Raw genomic sequence first — 23819 nt, 5'->3', positions numbered from 1 at the left:
GTTTCCAAATCTCGAAGCAGACACCTCTCACCTCTCACCTCTCGGGGAAGAGCAGTGACAATTCGGCCCGCAACTGCCAACTCGGCGTGCCGGTTGGACGAACGACGTTGTAATAGCCGGCTATATTTGCGCTCACTGGCTGGTCGCCGATCTTGAAGATTCGGCCGAAACCGCCACCGATCGGTACGGTCCACTGCTGGCCCGGCGCCGCCAGCCAGTTCGCGGTGATCACAGGTGAGCTTGTCAGGTACCACCCGTGCGCCATGTTGTAGTTGACGAACGGTTGCGCGAGAAATGCGTTTACGGGCGGCCGCAATGGATTGCCGCCAACTGACCACTGATTGTTGACCAGCACGCCGATCACCCAATGTCCGGGCGTCACGAGGGCAACGGCGGTCGGACCGAACAACACCTTACCGGTTCCGAGAATCGGATCGGTCGCGGACGGAACAGTGAAGACGGGACCGACGCCCCAGATCAGAGTGCCTGGATGGGTGGGGGTGAAAAAGAACTGCTGGGTAATGTCGCCAATTCCATTCGTGTTGTTGTTAAAAAACGGACTAGGTTGACTGATCACGGGCATGATGGTGCGCGAGATCACATTCCAGTCCGCGTTGATGCGCAGCGGTATGACTGGCTGAATGTTGAGGACTTCCTGGGTGCGATTGAACGGCCCGGCGTTGAAATTCGTATTGCTTTGGAACGGAACGCTGACGAGATCGGCGATAGGATTCTGCGATTTTTTGGCGAGGTCTTCGTCTTCGGAATGTTCAGCAGAATGTCTGGTTCTTATCGGCGCGATCGTTTCGGGAAGCCCGCTCTCGAATTTGTAGTTCGCACCAAACTTGACCATCTGAAGGTCGCGGTTCAGCGGGATCGACGGGACGGTGGGCGAAGTCCAATGTCCCAGCCCAATGTAATCGTATTCGAGCTTGAGCGTCCAATTCGCCTTGAAGCCGTACTCGATACCGACGCCAGCCAGCCAGCCAGAGCTGGTATTGGACCCCTGCCAAGTGACGCCGGAGAAGTTCAGCGAGGCATTGCTCTGCACCCAGCCACCGCCAAGCTTGGCGTAAAAAAGCCAGCGGTCTTCCACGAGGCCGACGCGGCCTGCCACCGTTCCGATCCAGTTCTGGCTCACCGAGCCGAGCGTAGGAGTCGGAAGCACGGGATGACCAAATGTCGCCCCATCGAAATCACCTTCCACGCCAAACAAAAGATGGCCGGCCTGGAAATTGTAGCCGGCCTGAACGCCACCGATGAATTCCGTCAGCCCGCCATATAAATTGTTGCCTGGAATGTTCAGGCTGCCGCTGGCCCAGGCCCCACCGACATTTGCGCCAACATAGAACCCTGACCAATTGTATGGCGGCGGAAGAGCGGTCGGAGCCTTCACCGGCATATCCGCAGCGCGCGCAGTGACGCTCACCAAGATAGCAAGCAGAGTCGCAAAGAACGACTTCATGGCACGCTCCCTTATGGGGTAACGATGTTGCCAAATTCTCCCGTCGCATGCTCATACAACTACAATTGGTTATTTTTGACTGTCTCTTACGGGACACATCCGGCGAGAATATCGATCAGCTGGGTGCTTACCGCATAGGCCGCTTTTGGCCCGTTTGAGACAGACCAACCGGCTCAGAATTGTCCGCTTATGGAGGTAGACCGGGAGCGACGGGTGCGTAGGCCATGTTCGAGGCCCGATGTCCGTTGTGAAATGGCCACAACTGAACTTAGTTGACGGGCTCTGCTCAATAGCGTGCGTTTAGCGTGACGGTTGCTTCGCACCGCATTCGCGCGGCCAGAAGCCTTACGATCTCGCCTCTAATCAAACGAAAAGATCCGCTTCCAGTCCCTCTTCATGTCCACAACGGTCCACCTGTTCAGCGCTGCGGCATCGAGAGCGACATCGAGCTTGCCGAAATGTGATTGGCGATCGTAGGCATATTCACGTTCCGCGTCGGTATGGTGGACGATCAGGCCGAACCGCGCGCCGCTGGCACCGAGCGTCGCCCATTGCAGCATTTCGAGGTCGCCATCGGAGTTCCCGAATGCGGCGATCGGACGCCGGCCGATGTGGCTATTGATCCCGATCGGCTTGCCGGCCTTGTCGTCGATGAAATCGACCTCGGGCAGGCGAAATAGAACCGGCGTGCTGTCGCGCATTTCATAGCGGGTCTTGATTGACGATCCGACGACCTGCTCGGGAGGCACTCCATAAATCGTTTCGGTCCATGGCCGCATGAATTCGATGCCGCCCCCCGACACGATGAAGGTCTTGAAGCCGTTGGCGCGGAGGTAAGCGAGCAATTCGAGCATAGGCTGATACACGAGTTCGGTGTAGGGGCGCTTGAAGCGAGCATCACGCGCGGTCGCAAGCCAGTCTGCGACGATCTTCTCAAACTCCGCTGTCGTCATGCCGGCGTGAGTCACCGCAATCAGCTCGGCCACGCCCTTTTCTCCGGAAGCCGCGAGCGCCTTCAGGTCCCCGTTCAGCACTGCCGCGAAGGGCTGCTTGTCCTTCCATTCCGGATGCATGGGCGCAAGAACCTTCACGCGATCCAGCGCAAAAGCGAGCTGCACATACATCGGCTGCTCGATCCAAAGCGTCCCATCGTTGTCGAAGGTCGCGATGCGTTGATCGGGCGCTACGAAATAGGGCCCGCCGCTCTCCGTGACCCGTGCGACGAAGTCGACGATCGAAGCTTTCGTCGGGCCCTCATTCCAAGATGGCAGAGGTCCGGCTTGCGTCTGGGCCATGGCCGACGTGGAACGCAGGGCGGCAGATAGAAACGGAAGCATCGCCAGAGACGATAGCAGTGCGCGCCGGTCAAGGCGTGGAAATCGCATGATCTGTTTCATTGTCGACCCGCTTCGATTGTGCGGTCCCTATCGGTCAACATTGAAGGTACGTGCGAGGCTGGTGTATCGCTGCCGTTCGTCGCACGCTTGCCTATATGCTGCTTCGCGAGCGGTTGGATTCTGACCGCAGTGGATTGGCGAGCGCCGAAAGTGACGCCCGCCAATGCAGTATCCAGCGATTAGTCGCTGCGGCCGGCCGTCTTGGCCTGCTTGATCTGCTGTATCACCTGTTCGAGGTTGTAGCTCGCCGGGTCCTGCAGCGGCGGGTACGCAATATAGCTCTCCAGTTCCTTCAGCCAGAGCGCCTGCCCGATCGGCAGCATGTTCCAGTCATAGACGTAGGCTGTAGAAGGAGATCCGATTACGCCACCCAAGCCCATGAGTGTCTTGTATTGTGAACCGATCGAGGTCTCGAACGGGTCTCGCTTGATATTGACGACCTGGGCCCAGTGATAGGGAAGCGCTCCGGCAATAAAGCCCTGTGGGGCGTCGGAGACCATCGTGAAGTAGATCTTCCAGTTCTTGTAGCGGACCGCCGACGGATCCTTGCCCGAGTAGTAGAAGAAGGTATCGCGTGCCGACTTTTCCGAACGCCCGGAAAGGTACTCGGTCTGATCGACGCCATCGAGCGTGGTTTTCACGATGCCGGGATACTGGCCGGCCTCGATGCGCCTCTTCAGTTGGTCGCCCTTGGCGCCGCCGCCGATGTTGACAAACGTCGGCAGCCAGTCGAGCGCTGCGAACATTTCGTTCTTGACGGTACCGGGCTTGATGACGCCCGGCCAGCGAACGAGGGCCGGCGCGCGCATGCCGCCTTCCCAGGTGCTCAGCTTGCCGCCCTTGAACGGAGTGGTGCCGCCGTCCGGAAAGGTGATGGTTTCGGCACCGTTGTCGGTGGTGAACACGACGATCGTATTGTCGAGTTGGCCCATGTCTTCGAGCTTCTTGAGCACCACGCCGATGTTGTCATCCATCTGCTTCATGCCGGCTTCGTTGAGGCCCCAGTCCTTGCCGCCCGCCTCGCCGACCATGCTCAGGTACTTGTCATTCAGCACAGTCGTGATGTGCATGCGCGCAGGGTTGTACCAGACGAAGAAAGGCTTGCCCGTCGTCTTCGGATCGTTGCGATCGATGAAGTCGATAACCTTGGCCGAGATTTCCTCGTCGACCCCCTTCGATCGCTCGAGTGTCAGCGGGCCCTGGTCGATGCACTGCTGAGTCCTGGATGTGCCATCCGACTTGCACGACAGGACGTTGCGCGGTGGCGTCAGGCAAACCGTCGTTTTCGGATCGACCGCGCCCGGTACCTCCGCGATGCCGGGGATCGGCGTATTCTTGCACGGCGGGGCAACCGTCTGCTGGGTGGGGGACTTGTTGATGTCCGGGAAGCTCACGCCCTGCATCGCATCGAGATGATACAGATAGCCCCAATATTCCTGGAAGCCGTGAGCGGTCGGCAGCGCGTCGGTGTGATCGCCGAGATGGTTCTTGCCGAACTCGCCGGTGTTGTAGCCGAGATCGAGCAGGAACTTGGCGAGCGCCGGGGTGCCGGGCCGCAAATAGGACGGGCTGCCGGGCAGTTGCGGAGGAATCATTCCCGTTCGCAGCGGATGCATGCCGGTGAAGAAGGCATTGCGGCCGGCGGTGCAGCTCTGCTCGGCATAGTAATGCGTGAAGATCGCTCCTTCGTTGCCGATGCGATCGATGTTGGGCGTCTCGCCGACCATCAGGCCGCGATGGTAGATGCTCGGCTGATACAGGCCGATGTCATCACCCATGATGAAGAGGATGTTGGGCTTTTGCGCCGGCTGCTGGGCGGCTGCCGGAGTGCTGATCAACCCTGAGGATGGAATTATCATCGTCGCACTGAGCAGCGCTAGACGGGACCGCTTGATCCAACTTTGCGTCTTGCGCGGCGTTGCAACCGAAAGCTTGTCCTTGAATACGCAATTCAACATGGCATTGCTCTCCCGTTATGATGCGTTAGAGACACCTCGTCTGATGCACCGAAATCCAAGATGACTTGTGGATGTGTCGACCGGCTCCGCATGCCGCGCAGCCGGCCGGTAGCGCCGGCAGTAATTCGGCGCGCACAAATGCGAGCCGCCTTTGATGACCTTGCGTGGAATCTTGACGTTGGTCGTTCTGGGGTCGTAGCTATCGGCCTCGCGGCCGCCGCGCGGGTTCTCTGGAATGCAGCAGGCTTTTGCAGCGTCGGCCTCATGCCGAGGCGAGTACCAGTCGCACGTCCACTCCCAGACGTTGCCGATCATATCGTGCAGCCCGTATCCGTTCGGCGGAAACGCGGTGACCGGCGATGTCCGTTCGTAGCCGTCGTCCCCAGTGTTCTGGCGTGGAAATTCGCCCTGCCAGGTGTTGGCCATGTGACGGCCCTCGGGCGTAAATTCATCTCCCCATGCGAACTCGGCGCCGTCCAGCCCGCCGCGCGCCGCGAATTCCCATTCCGCCTCGGTCGGCAAATCCTTGCCGGCCCATCTTGCGTAGGCGATCACGTCGCTGAACGCCACATGCACGACGGGATGATCGTCCAGCCCACGGATGTCGCTGCCCGGCCCGTAGGGATGCCGCCAGTCCGCGCCTTTGGCGAAGGTCCACCACTGGCTGAAGTCCCGGAGACTGACGGGATACGCGGGCGGAGAGAACATCAGCGAACCCGCATAGATCATATGCGGGAGAATTCCGGGGTAATCCTTTGGATCGGGCGTGATCTCGGCAACGGTGACGTGGCCGGTAGCTCTGGCGAATGCCTTGAATTGCCGGTTCGTCACCGGATGGCGATCCATCCAGAACGCATCCACGATGACGCGGTGGACCGGCGCTTCCTCCGGATAGTGCCGATCCGAACCCATGCGAAACGTGCCGCCCGGCACGTACAGCATCCCCTCACCTGCTGGATGCTGGAACGATTGTCCGGAATCAGGCGACGATGCCGTATCACCCAGCTTCATGCCCGATCTCCGGCCCCGTGCATCATTGGCTTGCGCCGCAACGGAAACCGAACGCCACTCTTCCAGGTTGATCTAGATCAAGGGTTCGGGGTTGGGTCGTTCACGCCGGCGCTGGGTCGCTGGCAAGCCCAGCCAGATCCGCTGCGCCGTCAAAACCGAAGCAGACCCAAAACGAGGCAACTTCTCGGCCTGGCGACCGCCGCCCCTGGAAATAGTGGATCGCCCGCTCTGGTGCGCAATGCGCACAAGGCGGGCGATGACAGCATATTCGTGGTGGTTGCGCGCCCAACTCTGTGGGCCCGCGCCTCACGCCCCGTTCAGGAATTGAAGCGGGTCAACCGGGCTCGATCCCTTGCGGATCTCGAAGTGGAGCTGCGGCGACGCCACCTCACCGGATTGACCCGACTTGGCAATGACCTGACCGCGCTTGATGGTATCGCCGCGCTTCACCAGCAGCTCACTCGCATGGGCATATGCGGTGACGTAGCCGTTGGAGTGCCGAACCAGGACCAGATTGCCGTAACCCTTCAGCTCGTTGCCGGAATAGGCGACGACGCCGTCTTCAGCCGCCTTGACCGGCGTCCCCTCCGGTACCGCGAGATTGATGCCGTCGTTGGACTTGCCGTTGGTCTTGGCGCCGTAGCTCGTGACCACCTTGCCGCGCACCGGCCAGCGGAAGGTCGGCAGCGCGCCGGTGGCTTCCGCAGCTTTCGCCGGCGTCTCGGCGGGCTTCTCTTCGACGTTCGCCGTGGCCTGCGCCAGGCGCGCGCTCTGCACGGGCACGACAGCAGCCATCTTGGTGGCAGGAGCCGGTGCCGGGGCAGCCGCAATGGGTTGCAGCGTTCCGGCGACCGGGGCCGCTGCGACGGGCGCGGCGGCAACCGGCGCTGCAACCGCAGCGGTCTTTGCGCCGGGCACGGTCAGCTTGGTGCCGAGCTTGAGCTTGGCCGACGAATCGAGACCGTTGGCCCGCGCGAGCTCGGCCGCCGAGATATGGTTCTTGCGGGCGATGCTGGCGAGCGTGTCGCCGCGATTGACGAAATGAGTGCTCGGAGGCGCAGCGACGGCAGCAACCGGCTTGCCAGCAGGCGGCATCGCCGGAGCCGCGGCGACAGGAGCCATCGCAGGTGCGGGCGCAGCGGCCGTGGCCGGATGCGGGATGATCAGCTGCTGACCGGGCGAGAGCGCGCGCGGGCCCTTGTAGCCATTGGCGGCGAGGATCGCCTGCGGCGTGACGCGATAGCGCTTGGCCAGCACATCGAGCGTATCGCTGGTACCGACGATGATCTTGGTTCCACCGGCCGGCTGGGCAGCTGCGACCGAGCGCGGCGGCACGGTGGCCGTGGTGTCCAGGTGCGGCTGCGCCGGGGGCGCATAGGAGCTGACGCCGCGCCCGCCACCAGACACGCCACCGCCCCCCGTGACCGGATAGGATTGCGGCGCGGATACCGCCGGCGGCGGCAAGGGCTGCGACTGGTAATAACCGGGCTGCGTCTGCGGCCGCGCATATTGCGGCAGCTCACGCTGCTGCTGCTGCGGCGGCGGCGGCGCCTGCTGCACCGAACCGGTCTGGTCGGAAGCGAAGGGATTGGAGAAATTCGACTGGGACAACCGCGACGACATGTCGGCGCTGCACCCTGCGAAGCTGAAGGAGATCAGCGCCAGCACCGCGACCTGCGGCACGCGGCGCGAGTAAAGCAACTCGGCGACGACAGACATGGTTACTCACTCGTACGCAACAGAACTGGTGTTTTAAGTAAACACGCGCCGAGTAAATAACGGCTTAACCCTCCCAATAAGATGTTGGCGGAACAGCCAATCCGGAAATCTACAGCTCCCGCGCCACGCCCGGCAGTGCCGGTACGAAGCGGACCTCGACGAGTTCCTTGCGCTCGATCCCGGCTTCGGTCCGGGTCAGGCGGATCAGCGTCTGCACGCCCTGATGCGGCCCGACCGGGGCGATCAGGATGCCGCCGACCTCGAGCCGCTCGATCAGGTTCTCCGGAATCTGCTCCATCGCGGCGGTGACGATGATGCGGTCGAACGGCCCGATATTGGACGGCAGGTTGAGGCCATCACCGAGCATCACCTCGACATTGTGACAGTCGAGCTTTTCGAGCCTGGCGCGTGCGGCGTCGGCCAGCTTGCGATAGCGCTCGACGGTCAGCACCTGGCCTGCGAGCCGCGACAGCACCGCCGCCTGATAGCCGGAGCCCGCTCCGATCTCGAGCACGCGGTGCCGCTTGTGGAGCTGGAGCTGCTCGGTCATGTAGGCGACGACGAAGGGCTGGCTGATGGTCTGCCCGCACGCGATCGGCAGCGCGCTATCGCGATAGGCGCCCTCGCGATCGGCCTCGTCGACGAAAAGCTCGCGCGGCACCTCCTCCATGGTCCTCAGCACCGCCTGATCGCTGATGCCCCGACGCCTCAGCGTGAGCTGAAACATCATCTTTTCCGGCGGATGCTGATTGGGGGTCATCGCTGTTTGTATCGTGTCTCGTCAGGTCGGATCGTCGCTTGCAGAGCTCAAGGCCCGGGCGAGAATCTTGTTCCTGCCCCGGAACCCATGATAACCTTTCGCCGCAGTATTTGACCACAAATTGGCCTGCAGCGGTCTGGCCGCGAAGGCCATTTTCGGGCGCTCGTTCGCCGAAACGCGCATTGCGTCGATTCGCGTTATCTGCGAACGTTTTCGCAAATGGGCAAGGACTCACCGACAATGACTGCGACAGGGCTTTCGGGCCGCTCTGTATTCCTCGTCGAGGACGAGGTGATGATCAGGATGATGGTCGCGGACATGCTCGAAGAGCTCGGCTACAAGGTCGCAGCCGAAGCCGGCGATATCACCGAGGCGATGCGGCTCGCCCAGGCCACCGAGTTCGACATCGCCATCCTCGACGTCAACGTCAACGGCAAGGTCATCTCGCCGGTCGCCGATGTGATCAGGGCGAAGGGCTGCCCGTTCATCTTCGCCACCGGCTACGGCTCTTCGGGCCTGCCCGAGCAATATCGCGACCGGCCGGCCCTGCAGAAGCCGTTCCAGCTCGACGCGCTCGGCAAGACCATCGAAGCCGCCCTGCGCGGCAGCTAGCCGCTACTTCCAAATCTTCTTACTTCAGCGTCGCGCTCAGCTCTTCCGAGAACGCTTCGTTGGTGCGATCGAGCCTGAGCGGCGTGACCGAGACATAGCGATCGCGCAGCGCGGCGAGATCCGTGCCGTCGGCCGGCGTATCCATCATCGCCGCGCGCTCGAAGCCGATCCAGAAATAGGGATTGTTGCGTCCGTCCCTGCGCTCGTCGATCCTGAGGAAGCCGAGATTGCGCTTGCCCTGCCGCGTGACGCGAATGCCAAGCACATCTTCCGGCGCGCAGGACGGGAAGTTGACGTTGATGACGGTGTCCTTCGGGATGCCCGCGGCGATCACCTTGCGCAGGATGTCGGGACCGAACTTGCGCGCGGTGTCCCACGGCGGCCGTTCGCGGGTCTCGACGCTGAACTCCTGCGACAGCGCAAACGACGGCAGTCCGAGGATGGTGCCTTCGAGCGCGCCGGCGATGGTGCCGGAATAGACCACGTCCTCGGCGACGTTGCGGCCCTTGTTGACGCCCGACAGCACGACGTCGGGCGGCTTGGTGCCGAGAATGTGGCGCGCGCCCATGATGACGCAGTCGGTCGGGGTGCCGCGCACGGCAAAGTGCCGCGGACCGACCTCGCGCAGGCGCAGGGGATCGTTCAGCGACAGCGAATGCGACACGCCGGACTGGTCGAGCTCGGGCGCCACCACCCAGACGTCGTCGGACAATGCACGCGCGATCTCCTCCACGACCTTGAGGCCGGGAGCGTGGATGCCGTCGTCATTGGTGCAGAGAATGCGCATGCGAGAGATCGATTCCAGAAAGCAGGGTCCGAGCCGTCTTAACCGGCTCTGGCCCATCAGGCAAACCGGGCCAATTTCGGGGCCGGATCGGTTCCCTCTCCCGTCCCGTTACCGGCGAACGCGCCATTGCGGCAGGAAGCGCGCCAGCCGGCCTTCGACACGCAGCACCATCGCCGGCACGACCGGGCTTGCAGCGGGCGCCTCGACCACGCCGAGCGCCGCCAGCTGCGCCACGATAGGGTCCGGCGTCTGCGGAAAACGTTCGCGTGCCACCGTCAGTGCCTTGTCGAAATCAGCGGCATTCACGCCGGGCTTGGTCCGCCGGCTCTGCACGAGATCATCGTCCCAGAGCCGCGCGATCTCGATGTCGAGCACACCGCGCAAACGCTGGTCGACGGCCTGGATGCCTGCACCTGTCACCGCCCATTGTCTGCCGACCCAGAAGATATCGCGGTGCAAGGCCATGGACGGTCAGTTCACATTGACGGGTGGCCGGCAGGATAACCGGCCGCCCGATCTTCGCAACCAAACGTTTCTGCGTTTCAAGCGGGCAACACGATCAGTCGCGCGCGACCACCTTCAGTCCGCCCATATAGGGCTGGAGCACGCTGGGGACCGCGATCGAGCCGTCCTCCTGCTGATAGGTTTCCATCACGGCGATCAGCGCGCGGCCGACTGCGGTGCCGGAGCCGTTCAGCGTGTGCACGAAGCGCGGCTTGCCGTCGGGCCCGCGCGAGCGCGCATCCATGCGGCGTGCCTGGAAGTCGCCGCAGACCGAGCAGCTCGAGATCTCGCGGAACATGCCGCCGTCGCCCTGCCCGGGCATCCAGACCTCGATGTCATAGGTTTTTTGCGACGAAAAGCCCATGTCTCCTGCGCAGAGCGTCATGACGCGATAATGCAGGTCGAGCTTCTGCAACACCTGCTCGGCGCAGGACAGCATCCGCTCCAGCTCGTCCTTGCTGGTCTCGGGCGTCGTGATCGAGACCAGCTCGACCTTGGTGAACTGGTGCTGGCGGATCATGCCGCGGGTGTCGCGGCCGGCAGCGCCAGCCTCGGCGCGGAAGCATGGCGTCAGCGCGGTGAGGCGCATCGGCAATTGCTTCTCGTCGAGAATGGATTCGCGCGCGAGGTTGGTGAGCGAGACTTCTGCGGTCGGAATGAGGCCGAGGCGCTCGGTCTTCAGCCGCTCATGATCTGGCGAGGCAAGCAGCTCGCCCTTGATCGCCCAGAACTGATCGTCCTCGAATTTCGGCATTTGTCCCGTGCCGAACATCACCTCGTTGCGCACCAGCAGCGGTGGATTGATCTCGGTGTAGCCATGCTCGGTCGTGTGCAGGTCGAGCATGAACTGGCCGATCGCACGCTCGAGCCGCGCCAGCCCCTTCTTCAGCACGACAAAGCGCGCGCCGGAGAGTTTTGCCGCCGCCTCGAAATCCATGTAGCCCAGCGCGGTGCCGAGATCGTCATGCAGCTTCGGCGCGAAGCCGTAATTGCGCTTGTTGCCGAACACGTGGTGCAGCACGTTGCCGTGCTCGTCGACACCATCGGGCACCTCGTCGAACGGAATGTTCGGGATCGCGGACAGCTCTTTGGTCAGCTCCTCGTCGGCAGCCTTCGCGGCAGCCTCGAGCTCCGGCATCGTGGTCTTGAGCTCGGCGACCTCGGCCATCAGCTTGGCCGCGCGCGCCTCGTCCTTGGCCTTCTTGGCATCGCCGATTTCCTTCGAGGCAGCATTGCGCCGCGCCTGAGCCTGCTCCGAGGCCAGGATCGCCGCGCGCCGCCTCTCGTCGATCGCGAGCAGCGAGGCCGACAGCGGCTTCAGGCCACGCCGGGCGAGACCGGCGTCGAAGGCTTGCGGATTGTCGCGGATCGATTTGATGTCGTGCATGGCTATGGTCCTGGATCGGCGCGTAAACATACAACGGCAAACGTTGTACGTCAGCGCGTCTCCCCTAGCACTCTGTCATCGCCCGCGAAAGCGGGCGATCCAGTATTCCAGAGACGGGAGTGAATCTCCGAGGGGCCGCGGCGTACTGGATTCCCCGCCCCAGTGCGCAATTGAGCACAAGGCGGGGAATGACACCGGAGGCTGTAGCGCCCTACTCGGCCGGATTGGCCGGTGTCGTCACATCAGTGCCGGTGGCAGCCTGCGAGGCCGCCGCCTTCTTCTCCACCATCGCCACCGCGATGATCGAGCCCTCATAGAGCGCCATCAGCGGAATCGCCAGCGAGCACTGGCTGATCACGTCGGGTGGCGTCAGCACGGCCGCGATGACGAAGGCGATGACGATGAAGTAGCGCCGCTTCTCGCGCAGCATCTTCGAGGTGATGATGCCGATCCGCCCGAGCAGCGTCAGGATGACCGGAAGCTGGAAGGCAATGCCGAAAGCGAAGATCAACGACATCATCAGCGACAGATATTCGCCGACCTTCGGCAACAGCTCGATCTTTGCGGTCTCGTCGCTGCCGAGCTGCTGCATGCCCAGCGAGAAGCGCGCCAGCATCGGGAACACAACGAAATAGACCAGTGTCGCACCCAGCACGAAAAAGAACGGCGTCGCGACCAGATACGGCAGGAAGGCCTGCTTCTCGTGCTTGTAGAGCCCGGGCGCCACGAACATGTAGACCTGCCCCGCCACGATTGGGAACGAGATGAAGGCCGCGCCAAACATCGCCAGCTTCAGCTGGGTCAGGAAATATTCCAGGAACGCGGTGTAAATGAGCTTGGCGTTTCCGGGATCGCCGACGGCCAAGACATATGGCCAGACCAACACGTTGAAAATCTGCTTGGCGAAGAAGAAGCAGAAGATGAAGGCCACGCCAAAGCCGAGAAGCGCCTTGATCAGCCGCGAGCGCAGCTCGATCAGGTGGTCCATCAGAGGGGCTTTGCTGGCTTCGATATCGGCGTCGGTCATGACGCTTTGGCGTCCTTGATCGCTTCGGATGGCGCGGTGTCCTGCGCGACCTTTGCCTGCTCGACCTCACGGGTGATGGCGAGCGGCTCGTTCACAGCCGCATGCGCCTCGGCTTCCACGAAAGTCTCCGGCGTCGGGGCTTCTGGGGTGGTCGGAGTCGCCGGCGCTTCAATTGAAGTCGCCGGTTCGGCAGCCGTCGCAGGCGTCTCGGCCGGCTTGTCCAGCGCATCGACGCGAAGCGCGTCGCTGACGTCCTTCTGGAGCGAGGTCAGCGGATTGAATCCGGTGGCGGCTTCCTTGACCTCATCAAAGCTCTTCTTGAGGTCGGCCATCTCGGCCTCGCGCATCGCCTCCTGGAACTGACCCTGGAATTCGGCGGCCATCTTGCGGGCCTTGCCCATCCACTGCCCGACCATGCGCAGCACGCCCGGCAGCTCTTTCGGGCCGATGGCGATCAGGGCCACGACCCCGATCAGGACCAGTTCACTCCACCCGATGTCGAACATGAGGTCTTCCGTTCACGCGAAGCCGCACCCGGCCCAATCCCTTGCGCGCAGGATCGGGGCCGCTACCCGCGTCTCGCGTGCTCTCTGGCTCAGACGGCCTTGCTGCCGACGTCGGACCGAGCCGCGGTCGGCGCGGCGTTGTGCTCGATGGACTTGGCCGGCTCGGGCTTCTCGGCAGGCTTGTCGTCGTCCTGCATGCCCTTCTTGAACGCCTTGATGCCCTGCGCCACGTCGCCCATCAGATCCGAAATCTTGCCGCGGCCGAACAGCAGCAGGACCACTGCGATCACCAAGATCCAGTGCCAAATGCTGAGTGAACCCATCCTGCAACCCTCCAAACGCGCATGGCCGGGGACCCGGCCGATCTTCCCCGAAACCTAGGCTCGGCGGGTGTTAAAAACAAGGACCAAGGCAGCGCCAATTCGCTGTTGGCGCTACGTAATCTTGCTAAGTGTTAACTGGTCGCAGGGACCCGTAGAAGGCGGGAGGATCACTCCTCGCTGCCGCCCTCGCCACCCTCGTTGCCGCCTTCCGGGGGCGTCTCCGGCTCGACCGCCGGCGCGAGCGCGAGATCGAGGTCCTCGCCCGGTTCCAACGGATCCTCGTCCTCACGCAGCGCCGGATCGTCCGATGGCGTCGGAACGCTGAAGCCCGTCGGCAGGCGCGAATCCAGCAGGCCCGTGCCCTTCAGCTCCTCCAGACCCGGCAGATCGCCGAGCTGTTCCAGCGTGAACTGCGACAGGAAGTCCTCGGTGGTTCCAAAGGTCAGCGGACGGCCGGGCGTCTTGCGACGGCCGCGCGGCTTGATCCAGCCAGTTTCGAGCAGCACGTCGAGAGTGCCCTTCGAGGTGACGACGCCGCGGATCTCCTCGATCTCGGCGCGCGTCACCGGCTGGTGATAGGCGATGATCGCCAGCACCTCGATCGCCGCGCGCGACAGGCGGCGGGTCTCGGTGCTCTCGCGCGTCATCAGCCAGGCGAGATCGCCGGCGGTGCGGAAGGTCCATTTGTTGGCGACCCGCACGAGATTGACGCCGCGCGAGGCATAGTCGGCCTGGAGCTGCTCGAGCGCGGCCTTGACGTCAACGCCATCAGGCATGCGCTTAGCCAGCGTCGCGGTATCCAGCGGCTCACTCGAAGCGAACAGCAGCGCTTCCAGCAGCCGTAGCTCTTCGGGACGTGCCTGGGTCTCGTTCTCCATCGGCTCGGCCTCTTCTACCCGCACTTCAGCCAGGCTTGCCATGGCAGCTTCTCCTTCTTGCACTTAAGCGACCGGCGCGTCGGGCGCAGGAGCTGCGTCCGGAACCGGTTTGGGGCGCCCTTTCCGGAAATAGATGGGCGCAAACGCTTCTTTCTGGTTCAGCTCGAGCTGACCTTCGCGCACCAGCTCGAGCGCGGCGGCGAAGCTCGAGGCGAACACCGTCGCGCGCTGCGTGGGATCGGCGACGTGCCGGATCAGGAAGTCGTCGAGAACGCCCCAGTCGTCCTGCTCGGTGATGCTGCCGACCAGCCGCTCCAGCGTGGCGCGCGCTTCCGCAAGCGACCACACCGTGCGCTTGGCCAGATGCACGCTCGCCAGCACGCGCGACTGCCGCTGCGAGGCATAGGCGGTCAGCAGGTCGTAGAGCGTTGCGGTGTATTTCGGATGCTTGATCTCGGCGATCTGCTCGGGCTCGCCGCGCGGGAAGATGTCGCGCTGCAATTGCGGCCGGTTCATCAGCCGGTTGGCGGCTTCGCGAATGGCTTCCAGACGGCGCAGCCGGTTGGCGAGCGCGGTCGCCATCTGTTCGGCGCTCGGCCCTTCCGCACTCGGCGGCTCCGGCAGCAGCAGGCGCGATTTCAGGAAGGCGAGCCAGGCCGCCATGACCAGATAGTCGGCAGCGAGCTCAAGCCGGATCTTTCGCGCGGCTTCGATGAAGTGGAGATACTGGTCGGCCAGCGCCAGGATCGAGATCTTGGCGAGGTCGACCTTCTGCTGCCGCGCCAGCGCGAGCAGCAAATCGAGCGGGCCTTCATAGCCCTCGACGTCGACCACCAACGCCGGCTCACCCTCGGCGAGCTCTGCGGGCCGCCCGGTTTCAAACGATAGGATTTCTGCGGTCATGCGGATGCCGTGTTTGCCCGTGCGATCAATGCGTCCAGCTCAGTGCGCGCGGCCGCCCGATCGAACGGCTGCGGCGCCTTGCGCGCGGCGAGCGCGGCTGTCGCCCGTTCCAGCGCCCTGCCCGACAATTCGGGTGTCTGGCCGGCGACCTCGCGCATCTCCTCGATGTTGCCGTTGCAATGCAGGGCCACGTCGCAACCGGCCGCGAAGATGGCGCGGGTCCGATCGGCGATGCTTCCCGCCAGCGCGTTCATCGACACGTCATCACTCATTAACAAACCCTGGAACCCGATTGCGCCGCGAATCACCTGAGCAATCATTGTCGCAGATGTCGTCGCCGGATGGGCGGGGTCGACCGCGCTAAACACAACATGTGCAGTCATGGCCATCGGCAGATCCGCCAGCGGCTTAAATGCGGCGAAGTCGGTCCGATCGAGCTCGTCCATCGACGTATCAACTGTCGGCAGCTTGAAATGGGTGTCGGCGGTGGCGCGCCCATGCCCGGGAATGTGCTTGAGCACCGGCAGCACCCCGCCCTGCTCCAGGCCCTCGGTGACCGCGCGGGCGATCGCTGCGACCTTGTTTGGTGAGGTGCCGTAGGCCCGGTTCCCGATCACGGCGTCGGCGCCCGGCACCGGCACGTCAGCCAGCGGCAAGCAATCCACGGTAATGCCGAGATCGGCGAGATCGGCCGCGATCAGCCGGGCGCTGAGCCGCGCCGCGGTGAGCCCGAGCGCCGAATCAGTGTCGTACAAGGTCGCGAATACGGCGCCCGGCGGGTAGACCGGCCAGTGCGGCGGGCCCAGCCGCTGCACCCGTCCGCCCTCCTGGTCGATCAGGACCGGTGCGTCGGAGGCGCCTGCAACCGCACGCAATTCTGCAACCAGTGCAGCAACTTGCGCCGGGGTCGCGACATTGCGCTTGAACAGGATGAAGCCCCATGGGCGCTCGGCACGGATGAACTCCCGCTCGGCGGCGGTCAGTTCGGTTCCGGATACGCCGGTAATGAAGGCCCGCGTGCTCATAACGGCCGATTAACCCTGCCCCGCGAGGGGGTCAAGGAAACGGCCGTTAATTCCTCTGGATGAAGCAGGTCGGCAAGCCGGCAGCCTTCAGGCTGTTGCAGGCCTGCGTCGCTTCCTCGGCCGACGCATAGGGACCAGCGAACGCGCGGTAGACGATCCCCTTGCCCTTGTCGGAGAGATCGACCCGCTTGATCACCGGTGAGCGCGATCCAAGCACGCTGCCGTACTTGCTCTGAAGCACCCGGTAGGAGGCGTGTGCGCTGTCCTCGCTCTGCTGCGAGGAGACCTGCACGATGAACCCACTACCGCCACTGCTGGCGGGCGCGATCTGCGTCGGATTGGTCGCAGCCATCCGCTGCGGCGGCTCGGCCGCAGGCGTTGATTGCGGCGCGAGCGAGAGCGGCTGGTTGGCGCTGGCATTGGCCGAGGTCGGTGGATTGCGCGGCGCGGCCGGTGCAGCGGGCGCGGCAACAGGCTTTGGCGCAGCTGCTGCCGACTTGGCAGCGGCCGATTGCGGCAACCCGCTGTCGGTCTGATCGCCCTTCACGGCCACGGTCCTGATCGGGCGCGGTGAATTGTTCGGCATCGTGCCGTTGCTCGGGGTCGGCCCCGCGGTCGGCGGCGGCACCGCAGACGGCGACACGCTCGCCACCGATGGCGGATTCGCATTCTGATTCAGTGGGGGGAACACCACGCGGGGACCGCTTGCCCTGGCGTTGACGTCGACAGGCGCCTCCTCGCGCGGCACGATCTTCTCGGTGCCGTCACCGGTGACCATGCGATCGGGCACCTTGGCCGAGGAATCCGTCGGCGCCGGCACGATCTTGGTCGGGGTGTTGTCGGCCTTGATGATCGGCGGCTCGCCGCTGCGGGGCGAGCCCACATAGGTCTTGTAGGCGAAGGCCCCACCGGTGCCGACCACCGCAAGCGCAAGGATCGCCGCGACCGTCATCATGCCGCCGCGCTGCTTCTTCGGCTCGTCGAGGTCGGCCTCGGGATAGTCGCTCTGGAACGCGTAAGGATCGTCCGGATAAGCCGGATCGCGCTGAAAGTCCTGCTCACCCGTCTCCAGGCGGCCATAGAGCGCATCGTCGTAGCGCGACGGATCGGGTTGCTGATACGGCTCCTGGTAGGCCTGGTCCTGCTGATAGGCTTGAGCCTGATAGGCCTGATCCTGGTGCGCGTGATCCTGGTAGGCCTGCGGCTGATGAAAATCAGGCTCGGGCGCGGCCGGCTGGGCGGAATAGCGATGCAACGGATGAACCGGGCTGACAGACACGGGATAGTCGGGCTCCGGCGCGGGGGCCGGCTGCGGCTGCACATTGGCGCGGCGCATCCATGACGGCGGGCCGGACGGAGGCGGCGGGGCCGGCTCGGCATAATCCTGCTGATAATCGTCCTGACGGTAGTCGTCGTCCTGGTGGCTCTGCGCGGGTGCTGCCGGCTGGCGCGCGGCAGGCTGGCCCTGCGCGGCGAACGGATCGGTCTGTCCGATCAGGCGGGCGAGCTCGGCCAACGGATCGTTCTCCACTTTCCCATGCTGATCGGCGCCGCGACCATAGTCATCGGAAGGAAACGGTCTGTCGTGATATCGTTCGGCCATCGTGATGATGCGTCCCTTCGGGAAAGCCGCGCGCCCCTCGACCAAGGCACGGCTTCCGACCCACAAGGCTTTCAACCAAGTCTAAGCGATCCGGCTTCTGCCGGTTACCCCCGAATTCCCATTAAGTAGTTCGCCCCAAACTACCGCATCTCGTCCGGAGCATGGACGCCGAGGATGGCGAGGCCCGATGCCAGGACAGAGACGACGCCCTGGACCATGGCCAGTCGCGCCTTTGTAAGATCTGCATCATTATTGATAATGAAGCGTAAATAGGGCAAATCGCGCCCCTTCGTCCAAAGTGCGTGAAATTCGCTCGCTAAGTCATAGAGATAAAAGGCAATTCGGTGCGGCTCATGGGCCGCGGCGGCGGCTTCCAGCATGCGCGGATAAATTGCGAGGCGCTTAAGAAGATCGAGTTCCACGGGGTCCGACAGCCGTTCCACGGCCGACTCGCTGAGCCAGGCGATGCGCTCGCCGGCATCTTCGGGGAGATTCGGGAACACCTCGGCCCGGGCGTTGCGGAAGATTGAGTGGCCGCGGGCATGGCCATACTGGACGTAGAACACCGGGTTGTCGCGCGACTGCTCGATGACCTTGGCGAGGTCGAAGTCCAGCACCGCGTCGTTCTTGCGGTACAGCATCATGAAACGAACGGCGTCCTGGCCGACTTCATCCACCACATCACGAAGCGTGACAAAGTTGCCGGCTCGCTTGCCCATTTTCACGGGCTCGCCGCTACGCAACAACTTCACGAGCTGGACGATCTTGACGTCGAGCGACCCCTTGCCCGAGGTCGTCGCCTTCACCGCCGCCTGCATGCGCTTGATGTAGCCGCCGTGATCGGCGCCCCAGACGTCGATCATCTCCGCAAAACCACGGTCGAACTTGTTCTTGTGGTAGGCGATGTCGGAGGCGAAGTAGGTGTAGGAATTGTCCGACTTGATCAGCGGCCGATCGACGTCGTCGCCGTAGGCGGTCGCCTTGAACAGCAACTGCTCGCGGTCTTCCCAATCCTCGACCGGCGCGCCTTTCGGCGGCGGCAGGCGGCCTTCGTAGATGTCGCCCTTGGCCTTCAGGAAATCGATGGTCTCGGCGACCTTGTTGTTGCCGGTCTCGATCAGCGAGCGCTCCGAGAAGAACACGTCGTGGCGGATGTTGAGGGCGGCGAGATCGTCCCTGATCTCGTCCATCATCATCGCGATCGCCTTGGCTCGCACGGTCGGCAGCCATTCGGCTTCGCTCTTGGCGAGCAGCATGTCGCTATATTCTTTCGCCAGCGCCTGTCCGACCGGCTTCAGATAGTCACCGGGATAGAAGCCTTCCGGGATCGCACCGATGTCCTCGCCGAGCGCCTCGCGATACCGCAGGAAGGCGGAGCGCGCGAGCACGTCGACCTGGGCGCCGGCATCGTTGATGTAATATTCGCGGGTGACGTCGTGGCCTGCAAACTGGAGCAGGCTCGCCAGCGCGTCGCCGAACACGGCGCCGCGGCAATGGCCGACATGCATCGGCCCGGTCGGATTGGCCGAGACGTATTCGACATTGACCTTGGAGCCGCCGTGGACGCGGCCGTAATCGGCGCCCTCGCGCAGCACGGTGCGCAGCGCCTCGGCCCAGGCGGCCGGCTTCAGCGTCAGGTTGATGAAGCCGGGACCGGCGACATCGACCTTGGCGATCAGCGCGTCAGCACGCAACCGCTCGGCGATCTGCTCGGCGAGATCGCGTGGCTTTGCCTTTGCCTCTTTCGCAAGCACCATCGCGGCGTTGGTCGCCATGTCGCCATGGGTGGCGTCGCGGGGCGGCTCGACCACCACGCGGGAGAAATCGATACCCTCGGGCCAGTTGGCTTCCGTCGCAAGCGTACGGCAGGCGGCGTGCACGCGTGCGAGCACATCGGCGAACAGATGCAGGGATGAGGATGTCTGGGGCATGGGCGCCGCCTAACGCAAATCCGGGGTCGAGTCAAAAAGCCGCTGGTGCTCGGTCAGGGCGAAACGGTCGGTCATTCCGGCAATGAAATTGCCGATCCGGCGGGCCCGGTCGCCCTCGTCGTCCGCCTCCGCCCCGACCAGCCATTCCGGCGGCAGCTCCGCCGGCGATTTCAGGTATTTGGCGAACAGGTCGAACAGGATCTGCTCGGCCTCCCCCATCACCCGCATCACCCGCTTGTGGCGGTACATGTGCTGGTACAGGAAGCCCTTGATGGCGGCCTCCTCCTCGGCGACCTCCGCGGGGAACGCGATCAGCGCCCGGCTCTGCTGACGGACGTCCTGGGCCGATTGCGGCTTGGTGGCCGCGAGATTCTTCTGCGCCTCGGCAAACACCGCGCCGATCAGGTGCGAGATCAGCTCGCGCACGAGCTCGGCGCCGCGCCTGACGTCTTCGAGATCGGGATAGTGGGCGGCGATGCCGGCGATGATCTCCGCAGTCAGCGGCATGACCTTGAGATCGTCGAGATCGAACAGGCCGGCGCGCAGGCCGTCGTCGATGTCGTGGGCGTCATAGGCGATGTCGTCGGCGATCGCGGCGACCTGGGCCTCGAGCGAAGCAAAACTCCACAATTCGAGATCATAGACCTTGATGTAGTCGGCGATCCCGACGGGAATGCCGTGCTCGCGATAGCGCCCGACCGGCGCGCCGCTGCGATCGGTCAGCGGGCCGTTGTGCTTGACGATGCCCTCCAGCGACTCCCAGGTCAGGTTGAGCCCATCGAACTCAGGGTAACGGTGCTCCAGCGAGCCGACAACGCGCAAGGCCTGGGCATTATGGTCGAAGCCGGCGAACTCCTTCAGGCAGGCGTCCAGTGCCCGCTCGCCGGCATGGCCGAACGGCGGATGGCCGAGGTCATGGGCGAGCGCCAGGGTTTCGGTGAGGTCCTCGTCCAGTCCGAGCTGACGGGCCAGGGCGCGGGCGATCTGCGCCACCTCCAGCGAATGGGTCAGCCGGGTGCGGTAATGGTCGCCCTCATGGAACACGAACACCTGGGTCTTGTACTTGAGGCGGCGGAACGCTGTGGAATGGATCACCCGGTCGCAATCCCGCCGGAACGGGCTGCGGGTCCGGCTCGGGGGCTCGACGACCAGCCGGCCACGGCTGCGATCGGGGTCGCAGGCATAGGGCGCGCGGGGGGCTGCCATTCCGACGGACACGGCGAATTTAGTCCCTATCCATTTGATTCTGCGTATGGTGGCACTTAACTATGTCAGGCGCGGGATACCAAATGAATTGGGTATGACGCGGGACTATCGGAGACCAGCAATGACGACTGCCGTGACCATCAGTGACCGGGCCGCACGCCGGATTGGGGAGATCCTCAAGGGCGAAGGATCGGGCGCGATGCTGCGCATCTCGGTCGAGGGCGGCGGCTGCTCCGGCTTCCAGTACAAGTTCGACATCGATCGCGCACGCACCGACGACGATCTCGTGATCGAGCAGGACAACGCGGTGGTGCTGGTCGATTCCGCCTCCCAGCCATTCCTTGCGGGTTCGCAGGTCGATTTCGTCGACGATCTGATCGGCGCCTCGTTCCGCGTCAACAATCCGAACGCGACGGCGTCCTGCGGCTGCGGCACCAGCTTCTCGGTCTGACCGGTCAGACGCCGGTCATCTGCCTTTCCTCGTCCGTCCACTCGACGTCGCCCGGCAATAGCGCGGGTTGAAGCGGTGCGTCCTCCGACACCATGTGGCCGTCCAGCGCACGCAGCAAGGCTGCGACCAGCGCCGGCTTGCGCAGCGGCTTGGCCAGGAAATCCGACATCCCGGCCTCGCGGCAGATCCTGACGTCTTCGGGGAAGGCGTTGGCCGTGAGCGCAGTGATCGGCAGGACCTCGAAGCGGCCGCCCTGCGCACGGATCGCGCGGGTCGCGGCCAGGCCGTCCATGTCGGGCATGCGCACGTCCATCAGCACCACGTCGTAGTCGGCTTCGGAGACTGCCGCGACGGCTTCGACGCCGTCGGTGACGACGCGCAATTCGACCTCGAAGGCCCCCAGCATCTTGCTCACGACCATACGGTTGACGGCGTCGTCCTCCGCGACCAGCACCTTGAGCGGCCGATCGAGGCCGGCGATACGGGCTTTCAGCTCCTCTGCCTCATCGCGCTCGGCCGTCGCATCGGAAGCCTGTGCCTGGCTCCAGGGCAGCACCAGCGTGAAGCGGAAGGTCGAGCCCTCGCCCGGCGCCGAGGTGACTCCGATGGTTCCACCCATCTGCTCGATGATGCGCCGGGAGATCGCAAGGCCGAGGCCCGTGCCGCCGAAGCGGCGGCTGATCGAGGCGTCGGCCTGGGCGAAGTCGCTGAACAGCAGGCCGAGCTTCTCGGGCGCGATACCGATGCCGCTATCGGTGACGGTCCACTCCACGGTCGCCAGCAGATCGCGGCGCGACTGGCAGGTCGCCGATATCGTCACCTCGCCTTCGTCGGTGAACTTCACCGCGTTGGAGGCGAGATTGAGCAGCACCTGGCGGATGCGGGCGACGTCGCCGCGCAGCGTTGGCGGCAGGTTCGGATCGAGCTCGACCTTGACTGTGAGCCCCTTGCTCTTGGCGCTCACGCGCACCACCGTCGCAACCGTGTCGACCAGTGCCTGCGGCGCGAAGTCGATCGCCTCGAACTGGAAGCGACCGGCCTCCAGCTTGGACAGGTCGAGAATGTCGTTGAGGATGCGCTGGAGATTGTCGCCGGACTCGCGGATCGTGGTGACGGCCTCGCGCTGCTCCGGATCGAGCTTCGTTTCCAGCAGCATGCTGGCAAGCCCCAGCACGCCGTTCATGGGCGTGCGGATCTCGTGGCTCATCACGGCGAGGAAGTCGGACTTGGCGCGGCTCTCGGCCTCGGCCTTTTCGGCGCGCCAGCGCTCGGTGACGTCGCGACCGAAGCCGCGATAGCCCAAAAATTGCCCGTCGCGGTCATAGGCCGGTTTCGCCGTCAGCGACCACAGCCGCGCCTCGCCGCCGGCGACGACCTTGAGGTTCATCTCGTGCAGCGGTTCGGCATGCTCCATCAGGCCGACGACGTTGTAGGCCGCCGCCTTGTCCTCGGGGCAGAGCATGTCGAGCACGTCGGCGAAATGCGAGCCCTTCAGCAGCGGAAGCGGCAACTGCGCGACATCGGCGAAGCGCTGAGGCACGTCGACCAGATGCCCCTCGGCATCGGTCTGCCAAAGCCAGTCGCTGGCGTTCTCCTGGAAATCCTTCAGCAGCAGCGAGATGATCTCGGTCTGCCGCTCGAGCTCGAGCTGGGCCTTGAGATTGCCGAGGAACAGATTGCCCTGCGAGACGATGTTGCGCGCCATGAAGAATGCGAACAGCAGCAGGAACACCGCGGTCACCAGATATGGCCCGGTGCCGCACAGCAGCAGTGCGCCGGCGCAGCCGACCGTCATGGTGGCGAGATAGACGAGCCCGGCACGCGGGAAGGTCGACAGCGTGAAGGCGCCGCCCGACATCATTCCGACCATCAGGCAGGCCAGGAGGAGCTGGCTGGTCGGCTCGATGCGGCTGAACAGCGCCAGCGGCAGCGTGGCCCAGATCGCGGCGAGGAAGAACGCCTGCCGCATCATCTGCCGCGCGGCGCGGGGCGAGGCTTCCTGCGGTGGATTCTGATGCGACCGGCGCCAGGCCCGCACCGCAAGCGAAGCGGTCACGGCAAGGGTCATGCCCCAGATCGCGAGGAAGTCGTTCCAGCCCCGTCCCCAGAACAGGATCAGCACGATGGCGACGTTGAGCATGGTGACGGCCATCGTCACCGGGATCAGCCGTGTCACCGCGTCGATCTGCTTGGCGCGGATGCGGCGCATCTGCCGTTCGCTGAGATCGGCGGTCAGGCCGTCCTCGATCTCGAAGCCGCCGAGCCAATACAGGAACGCGCCGACGAGGCCGTCGCGCGGCTCAGTGCGTTGTGAAGTCTTGACCGGCCATCCCATTCCAGCGGAACCTTTTCCGTATCAATGGCCT

Annotated in this window: 21 protein-coding genes; 2 read left to right on the top strand and 19 right to left on the bottom strand. The window is 64.1% G+C overall.

Annotated elements, in window-relative coordinates:
* Positions 1 to 34 precede the first annotated feature (34 nt).
* The 6 genes from JQ603_RS02255 to JQ603_RS02230 form a co-directional block, all read right to left on the bottom strand.
* A complete protein-coding gene (locus JQ603_RS02255) occupies positions 35 to 1465 on the bottom strand; it encodes an outer membrane protein (protein ID WP_212336120.1) in 1431 nt (476 codons plus the stop codon).
* A 359-nt stretch (positions 1466 to 1824) separates the two neighbouring features.
* Positions 1825 to 2802 carry an HAD family hydrolase gene (locus tag JQ603_RS02250; protein WP_212338124.1) on the bottom strand — a complete coding sequence of 326 codons (978 nt, stop codon included), beginning with the start codon at positions 2800 to 2802 and terminating at the stop codon, positions 1825 to 1827.
* A 239-nt stretch (positions 2803 to 3041) separates the two neighbouring features.
* Positions 3042 to 4721 carry an arylsulfatase gene (locus tag JQ603_RS02245; protein ID WP_212336119.1) on the bottom strand — a complete coding sequence of 560 codons (1680 nt, stop codon included), beginning with the start codon at positions 4719 to 4721 and terminating at the stop codon, positions 3042 to 3044.
* Between the two features lie 114 nt (positions 4722 to 4835).
* Positions 4836 to 5831, bottom strand: a complete 996-nt coding sequence (locus JQ603_RS02240; RefSeq protein ID WP_212336118.1) for a formylglycine-generating enzyme family protein — start codon at positions 5829 to 5831, stop codon at positions 4836 to 4838.
* A gap of 306 nt (positions 5832 to 6137) precedes the next feature.
* Complete coding sequence (locus JQ603_RS02235; protein ID WP_212336117.1) at positions 6138 to 7550, bottom strand: peptidoglycan DD-metalloendopeptidase family protein; 1413 nt, start codon at positions 7548 to 7550, stop codon at positions 6138 to 6140.
* 109 nt (positions 7551 to 7659) lie between these two features.
* Entirely contained in the window at positions 7660 to 8310 is a 651-nt protein-coding gene (locus JQ603_RS02230) for a protein-L-isoaspartate(D-aspartate) O-methyltransferase (RefSeq protein ID WP_212336116.1), read from the bottom strand.
* Positions 8311 to 8550: 240 nt separating this feature from the next.
* Here JQ603_RS02230 and JQ603_RS02225 point away from each other — a divergent pair, with 240 nt between their 5' ends.
* On the top strand, positions 8551 to 8922 hold the full coding sequence (locus tag JQ603_RS02225; RefSeq protein ID WP_211401984.1) for a response regulator: 372 nt from the start codon (positions 8551 to 8553) through the stop codon (positions 8920 to 8922).
* A 19-nt stretch (positions 8923 to 8941) separates the two neighbouring features.
* Here the strand turns inward: JQ603_RS02225 and surE are convergent, their stop codons facing one another.
* The 12 genes from surE to JQ603_RS02165 all read right to left on the bottom strand — a co-directional run bounded on the left by surE (position 8942) and on the right by JQ603_RS02165 (position 21014).
* Positions 8942 to 9709 (bottom strand): 5'/3'-nucleotidase SurE, encoded by a 768-nt coding sequence (surE, locus tag JQ603_RS02220; protein WP_212336115.1) that lies wholly within the window; start codon positions 9707 to 9709, stop codon positions 8942 to 8944.
* 108 nt (positions 9710 to 9817) lie between these two features.
* On the bottom strand, positions 9818 to 10174 hold the full coding sequence (locus tag JQ603_RS02215; protein ID WP_212336114.1) for a hypothetical protein: 357 nt from the start codon (positions 10172 to 10174) through the stop codon (positions 9818 to 9820).
* A 94-nt stretch (positions 10175 to 10268) separates the two neighbouring features.
* The gene (serS, locus tag JQ603_RS02210; RefSeq protein ID WP_212336113.1) at positions 10269 to 11600 is read right to left on the bottom strand and encodes a serine--tRNA ligase; all 1332 of its coding nucleotides are present in this window, start codon (positions 11598 to 11600) and stop codon (positions 10269 to 10271) included.
* A 211-nt stretch (positions 11601 to 11811) separates the two neighbouring features.
* Positions 11812 to 12627: a twin-arginine translocase subunit TatC gene (gene tatC / locus JQ603_RS02205; RefSeq protein WP_212336112.1), complete on the bottom strand. Its 816-nt coding sequence runs from the start codon at positions 12625 to 12627 to the stop codon at positions 11812 to 11814.
* Positions 12624 to 13133, bottom strand: coding sequence for a Sec-independent protein translocase protein TatB (gene tatB / locus JQ603_RS02200; protein WP_212336111.1), 510 nt, complete (start codon positions 13131 to 13133; stop codon positions 12624 to 12626). Before tatB ends, tatC begins: the two co-directional genes overlap by 4 nt.
* A gap of 89 nt (positions 13134 to 13222) precedes the next feature.
* Positions 13223 to 13456, bottom strand: coding sequence for a twin-arginine translocase TatA/TatE family subunit (locus JQ603_RS02195; protein WP_018642198.1), 234 nt, complete (start codon positions 13454 to 13456; stop codon positions 13223 to 13225).
* Between the two features lie 167 nt (positions 13457 to 13623).
* Entirely contained in the window at positions 13624 to 14376 is a 753-nt protein-coding gene (gene scpB, locus JQ603_RS02190) for an SMC-Scp complex subunit ScpB (RefSeq protein ID WP_212336110.1), read from the bottom strand.
* Positions 14377 to 14397: 21 nt separating this feature from the next.
* Complete coding sequence (locus tag JQ603_RS02185) at positions 14398 to 15237, bottom strand: segregation and condensation protein A (RefSeq protein ID WP_018642200.1); 840 nt, start codon at positions 15235 to 15237, stop codon at positions 14398 to 14400.
* Positions 15234 to 16262: a beta-N-acetylhexosaminidase gene (nagZ, locus tag JQ603_RS02180; protein WP_212336109.1), complete on the bottom strand. Its 1029-nt coding sequence runs from the start codon at positions 16260 to 16262 to the stop codon at positions 15234 to 15236. The genes JQ603_RS02185 and nagZ overlap by 4 nt, the downstream gene beginning before the upstream one ends.
* 46 nt (positions 16263 to 16308) lie before the next feature.
* Positions 16309 to 17865: an SPOR domain-containing protein gene (locus tag JQ603_RS02175; RefSeq protein ID WP_212338122.1), complete on the bottom strand. Its 1557-nt coding sequence runs from the start codon at positions 17863 to 17865 to the stop codon at positions 16309 to 16311.
* Positions 17866 to 18005: 140 nt separating this feature from the next.
* Entirely contained in the window at positions 18006 to 19796 is a 1791-nt protein-coding gene (argS, locus tag JQ603_RS02170) for an arginine--tRNA ligase (protein WP_212336108.1), read from the bottom strand.
* Between the two features lie 9 nt (positions 19797 to 19805).
* Complete coding sequence (locus JQ603_RS02165) at positions 19806 to 21014, bottom strand: deoxyguanosinetriphosphate triphosphohydrolase (protein WP_212336107.1); 1209 nt, start codon at positions 21012 to 21014, stop codon at positions 19806 to 19808.
* 109 nt (positions 21015 to 21123) lie between these two features.
* Between JQ603_RS02165 and erpA the strand changes: the two genes are divergently transcribed.
* Positions 21124 to 21453, top strand: coding sequence for an iron-sulfur cluster insertion protein ErpA (gene erpA, locus JQ603_RS02160; RefSeq protein WP_024342679.1), 330 nt, complete (start codon positions 21124 to 21126; stop codon positions 21451 to 21453).
* 4 nt (positions 21454 to 21457) lie between these two features.
* Here erpA and JQ603_RS02155 read toward each other — a convergent pair whose 3' ends face one another.
* Positions 21458 to 23788: a hybrid sensor histidine kinase/response regulator gene (locus tag JQ603_RS02155; protein ID WP_212336106.1), complete on the bottom strand. Its 2331-nt coding sequence runs from the start codon at positions 23786 to 23788 to the stop codon at positions 21458 to 21460.
* Positions 23789 to 23819: the final 31 nt, after the last annotated feature.

This window comes from Bradyrhizobium liaoningense (genome assembly GCF_018130825.1).
Taxonomy (GTDB): Bacteria; Pseudomonadota; Alphaproteobacteria; order Rhizobiales; family Xanthobacteraceae; genus Bradyrhizobium; species Bradyrhizobium liaoningense_B.
The sequence above is the reverse complement of the archived record's forward strand: the minus strand, read 5'-3'. Positions and strand labels throughout refer to the sequence as shown.

Excerpts from the sequence above, each read along its gene's own strand:
- JQ603_RS02235 (WP_212336117.1), bottom strand. The coding sequence starts at position 7,550 with ATGTCTGTCGTCGCCGAGTTGCTTTACTCGCGCCGCGTGCCGCAGGTC.
- JQ603_RS02175 (WP_212338122.1), bottom strand. The coding sequence starts at position 17,865 with ATGGCCGAACGATATCACGACAGACCGTTTCCTTCCGATGACTATGGT.
- JQ603_RS02195 (WP_018642198.1), bottom strand. The coding sequence starts at position 13,456 with ATGGGTTCACTCAGCATTTGGCACTGGATCTTGGTGATCGCAGTGGTC.
- serS (WP_212336113.1), bottom strand. The coding sequence starts at position 11,600 with ATGCACGACATCAAATCGATCCGCGACAATCCGCAAGCCTTCGACGCC.
- nagZ (WP_212336109.1), bottom strand. The coding sequence starts at position 16,262 with ATGAGCACGCGGGCCTTCATTACCGGCGTATCCGGAACCGAACTGACC.
- JQ603_RS02240 (WP_212336118.1), bottom strand. The coding sequence starts at position 5,831 with ATGAAGCTGGGTGATACGGCATCGTCGCCTGATTCCGGACAATCGTTC.
- JQ603_RS02245 (WP_212336119.1), bottom strand. The coding sequence starts at position 4,721 with ATGATAATTCCATCCTCAGGGTTGATCAGCACTCCGGCAGCCGCCCAG.
- JQ603_RS02230 (WP_212336116.1), bottom strand. The coding sequence starts at position 8,310 with ATGACCCCCAATCAGCATCCGCCGGAAAAGATGATGTTTCAGCTCACG.
- surE (WP_212336115.1), bottom strand. The coding sequence starts at position 9,709 with ATGCGCATTCTCTGCACCAATGACGACGGCATCCACGCTCCCGGCCTC.
- JQ603_RS02255 (WP_212336120.1), bottom strand. The coding sequence starts at position 1,465 with ATGAAGTCGTTCTTTGCGACTCTGCTTGCTATCTTGGTGAGCGTCACT.
- JQ603_RS02225 (WP_211401984.1), top strand. The coding sequence starts at position 8,551 with ATGACTGCGACAGGGCTTTCGGGCCGCTCTGTATTCCTCGTCGAGGAC.
- erpA (WP_024342679.1), top strand. The coding sequence starts at position 21,124 with ATGACGACTGCCGTGACCATCAGTGACCGGGCCGCACGCCGGATTGGG.
- JQ603_RS02185 (WP_018642200.1), bottom strand. The coding sequence starts at position 15,237 with ATGACCGCAGAAATCCTATCGTTTGAAACCGGGCGGCCCGCAGAGCTC.
- JQ603_RS02155 (WP_212336106.1), bottom strand. The coding sequence starts at position 23,788 with ATGGGATGGCCGGTCAAGACTTCACAACGCACTGAGCCGCGCGACGGC.
- argS (WP_212336108.1), bottom strand. The coding sequence starts at position 19,796 with ATGCCCCAGACATCCTCATCCCTGCATCTGTTCGCCGATGTGCTCGCA.
- tatB (WP_212336111.1), bottom strand. The coding sequence starts at position 13,133 with ATGTTCGACATCGGGTGGAGTGAACTGGTCCTGATCGGGGTCGTGGCC.
- tatC (WP_212336112.1), bottom strand. The coding sequence starts at position 12,627 with ATGACCGACGCCGATATCGAAGCCAGCAAAGCCCCTCTGATGGACCAC.
- JQ603_RS02215 (WP_212336114.1), bottom strand. The coding sequence starts at position 10,174 with ATGGCCTTGCACCGCGATATCTTCTGGGTCGGCAGACAATGGGCGGTG.
- JQ603_RS02250 (WP_212338124.1), bottom strand. The coding sequence starts at position 2,802 with ATGCTTCCGTTTCTATCTGCCGCCCTGCGTTCCACGTCGGCCATGGCC.
- scpB (WP_212336110.1), bottom strand. The coding sequence starts at position 14,376 with ATGGCAAGCCTGGCTGAAGTGCGGGTAGAAGAGGCCGAGCCGATGGAG.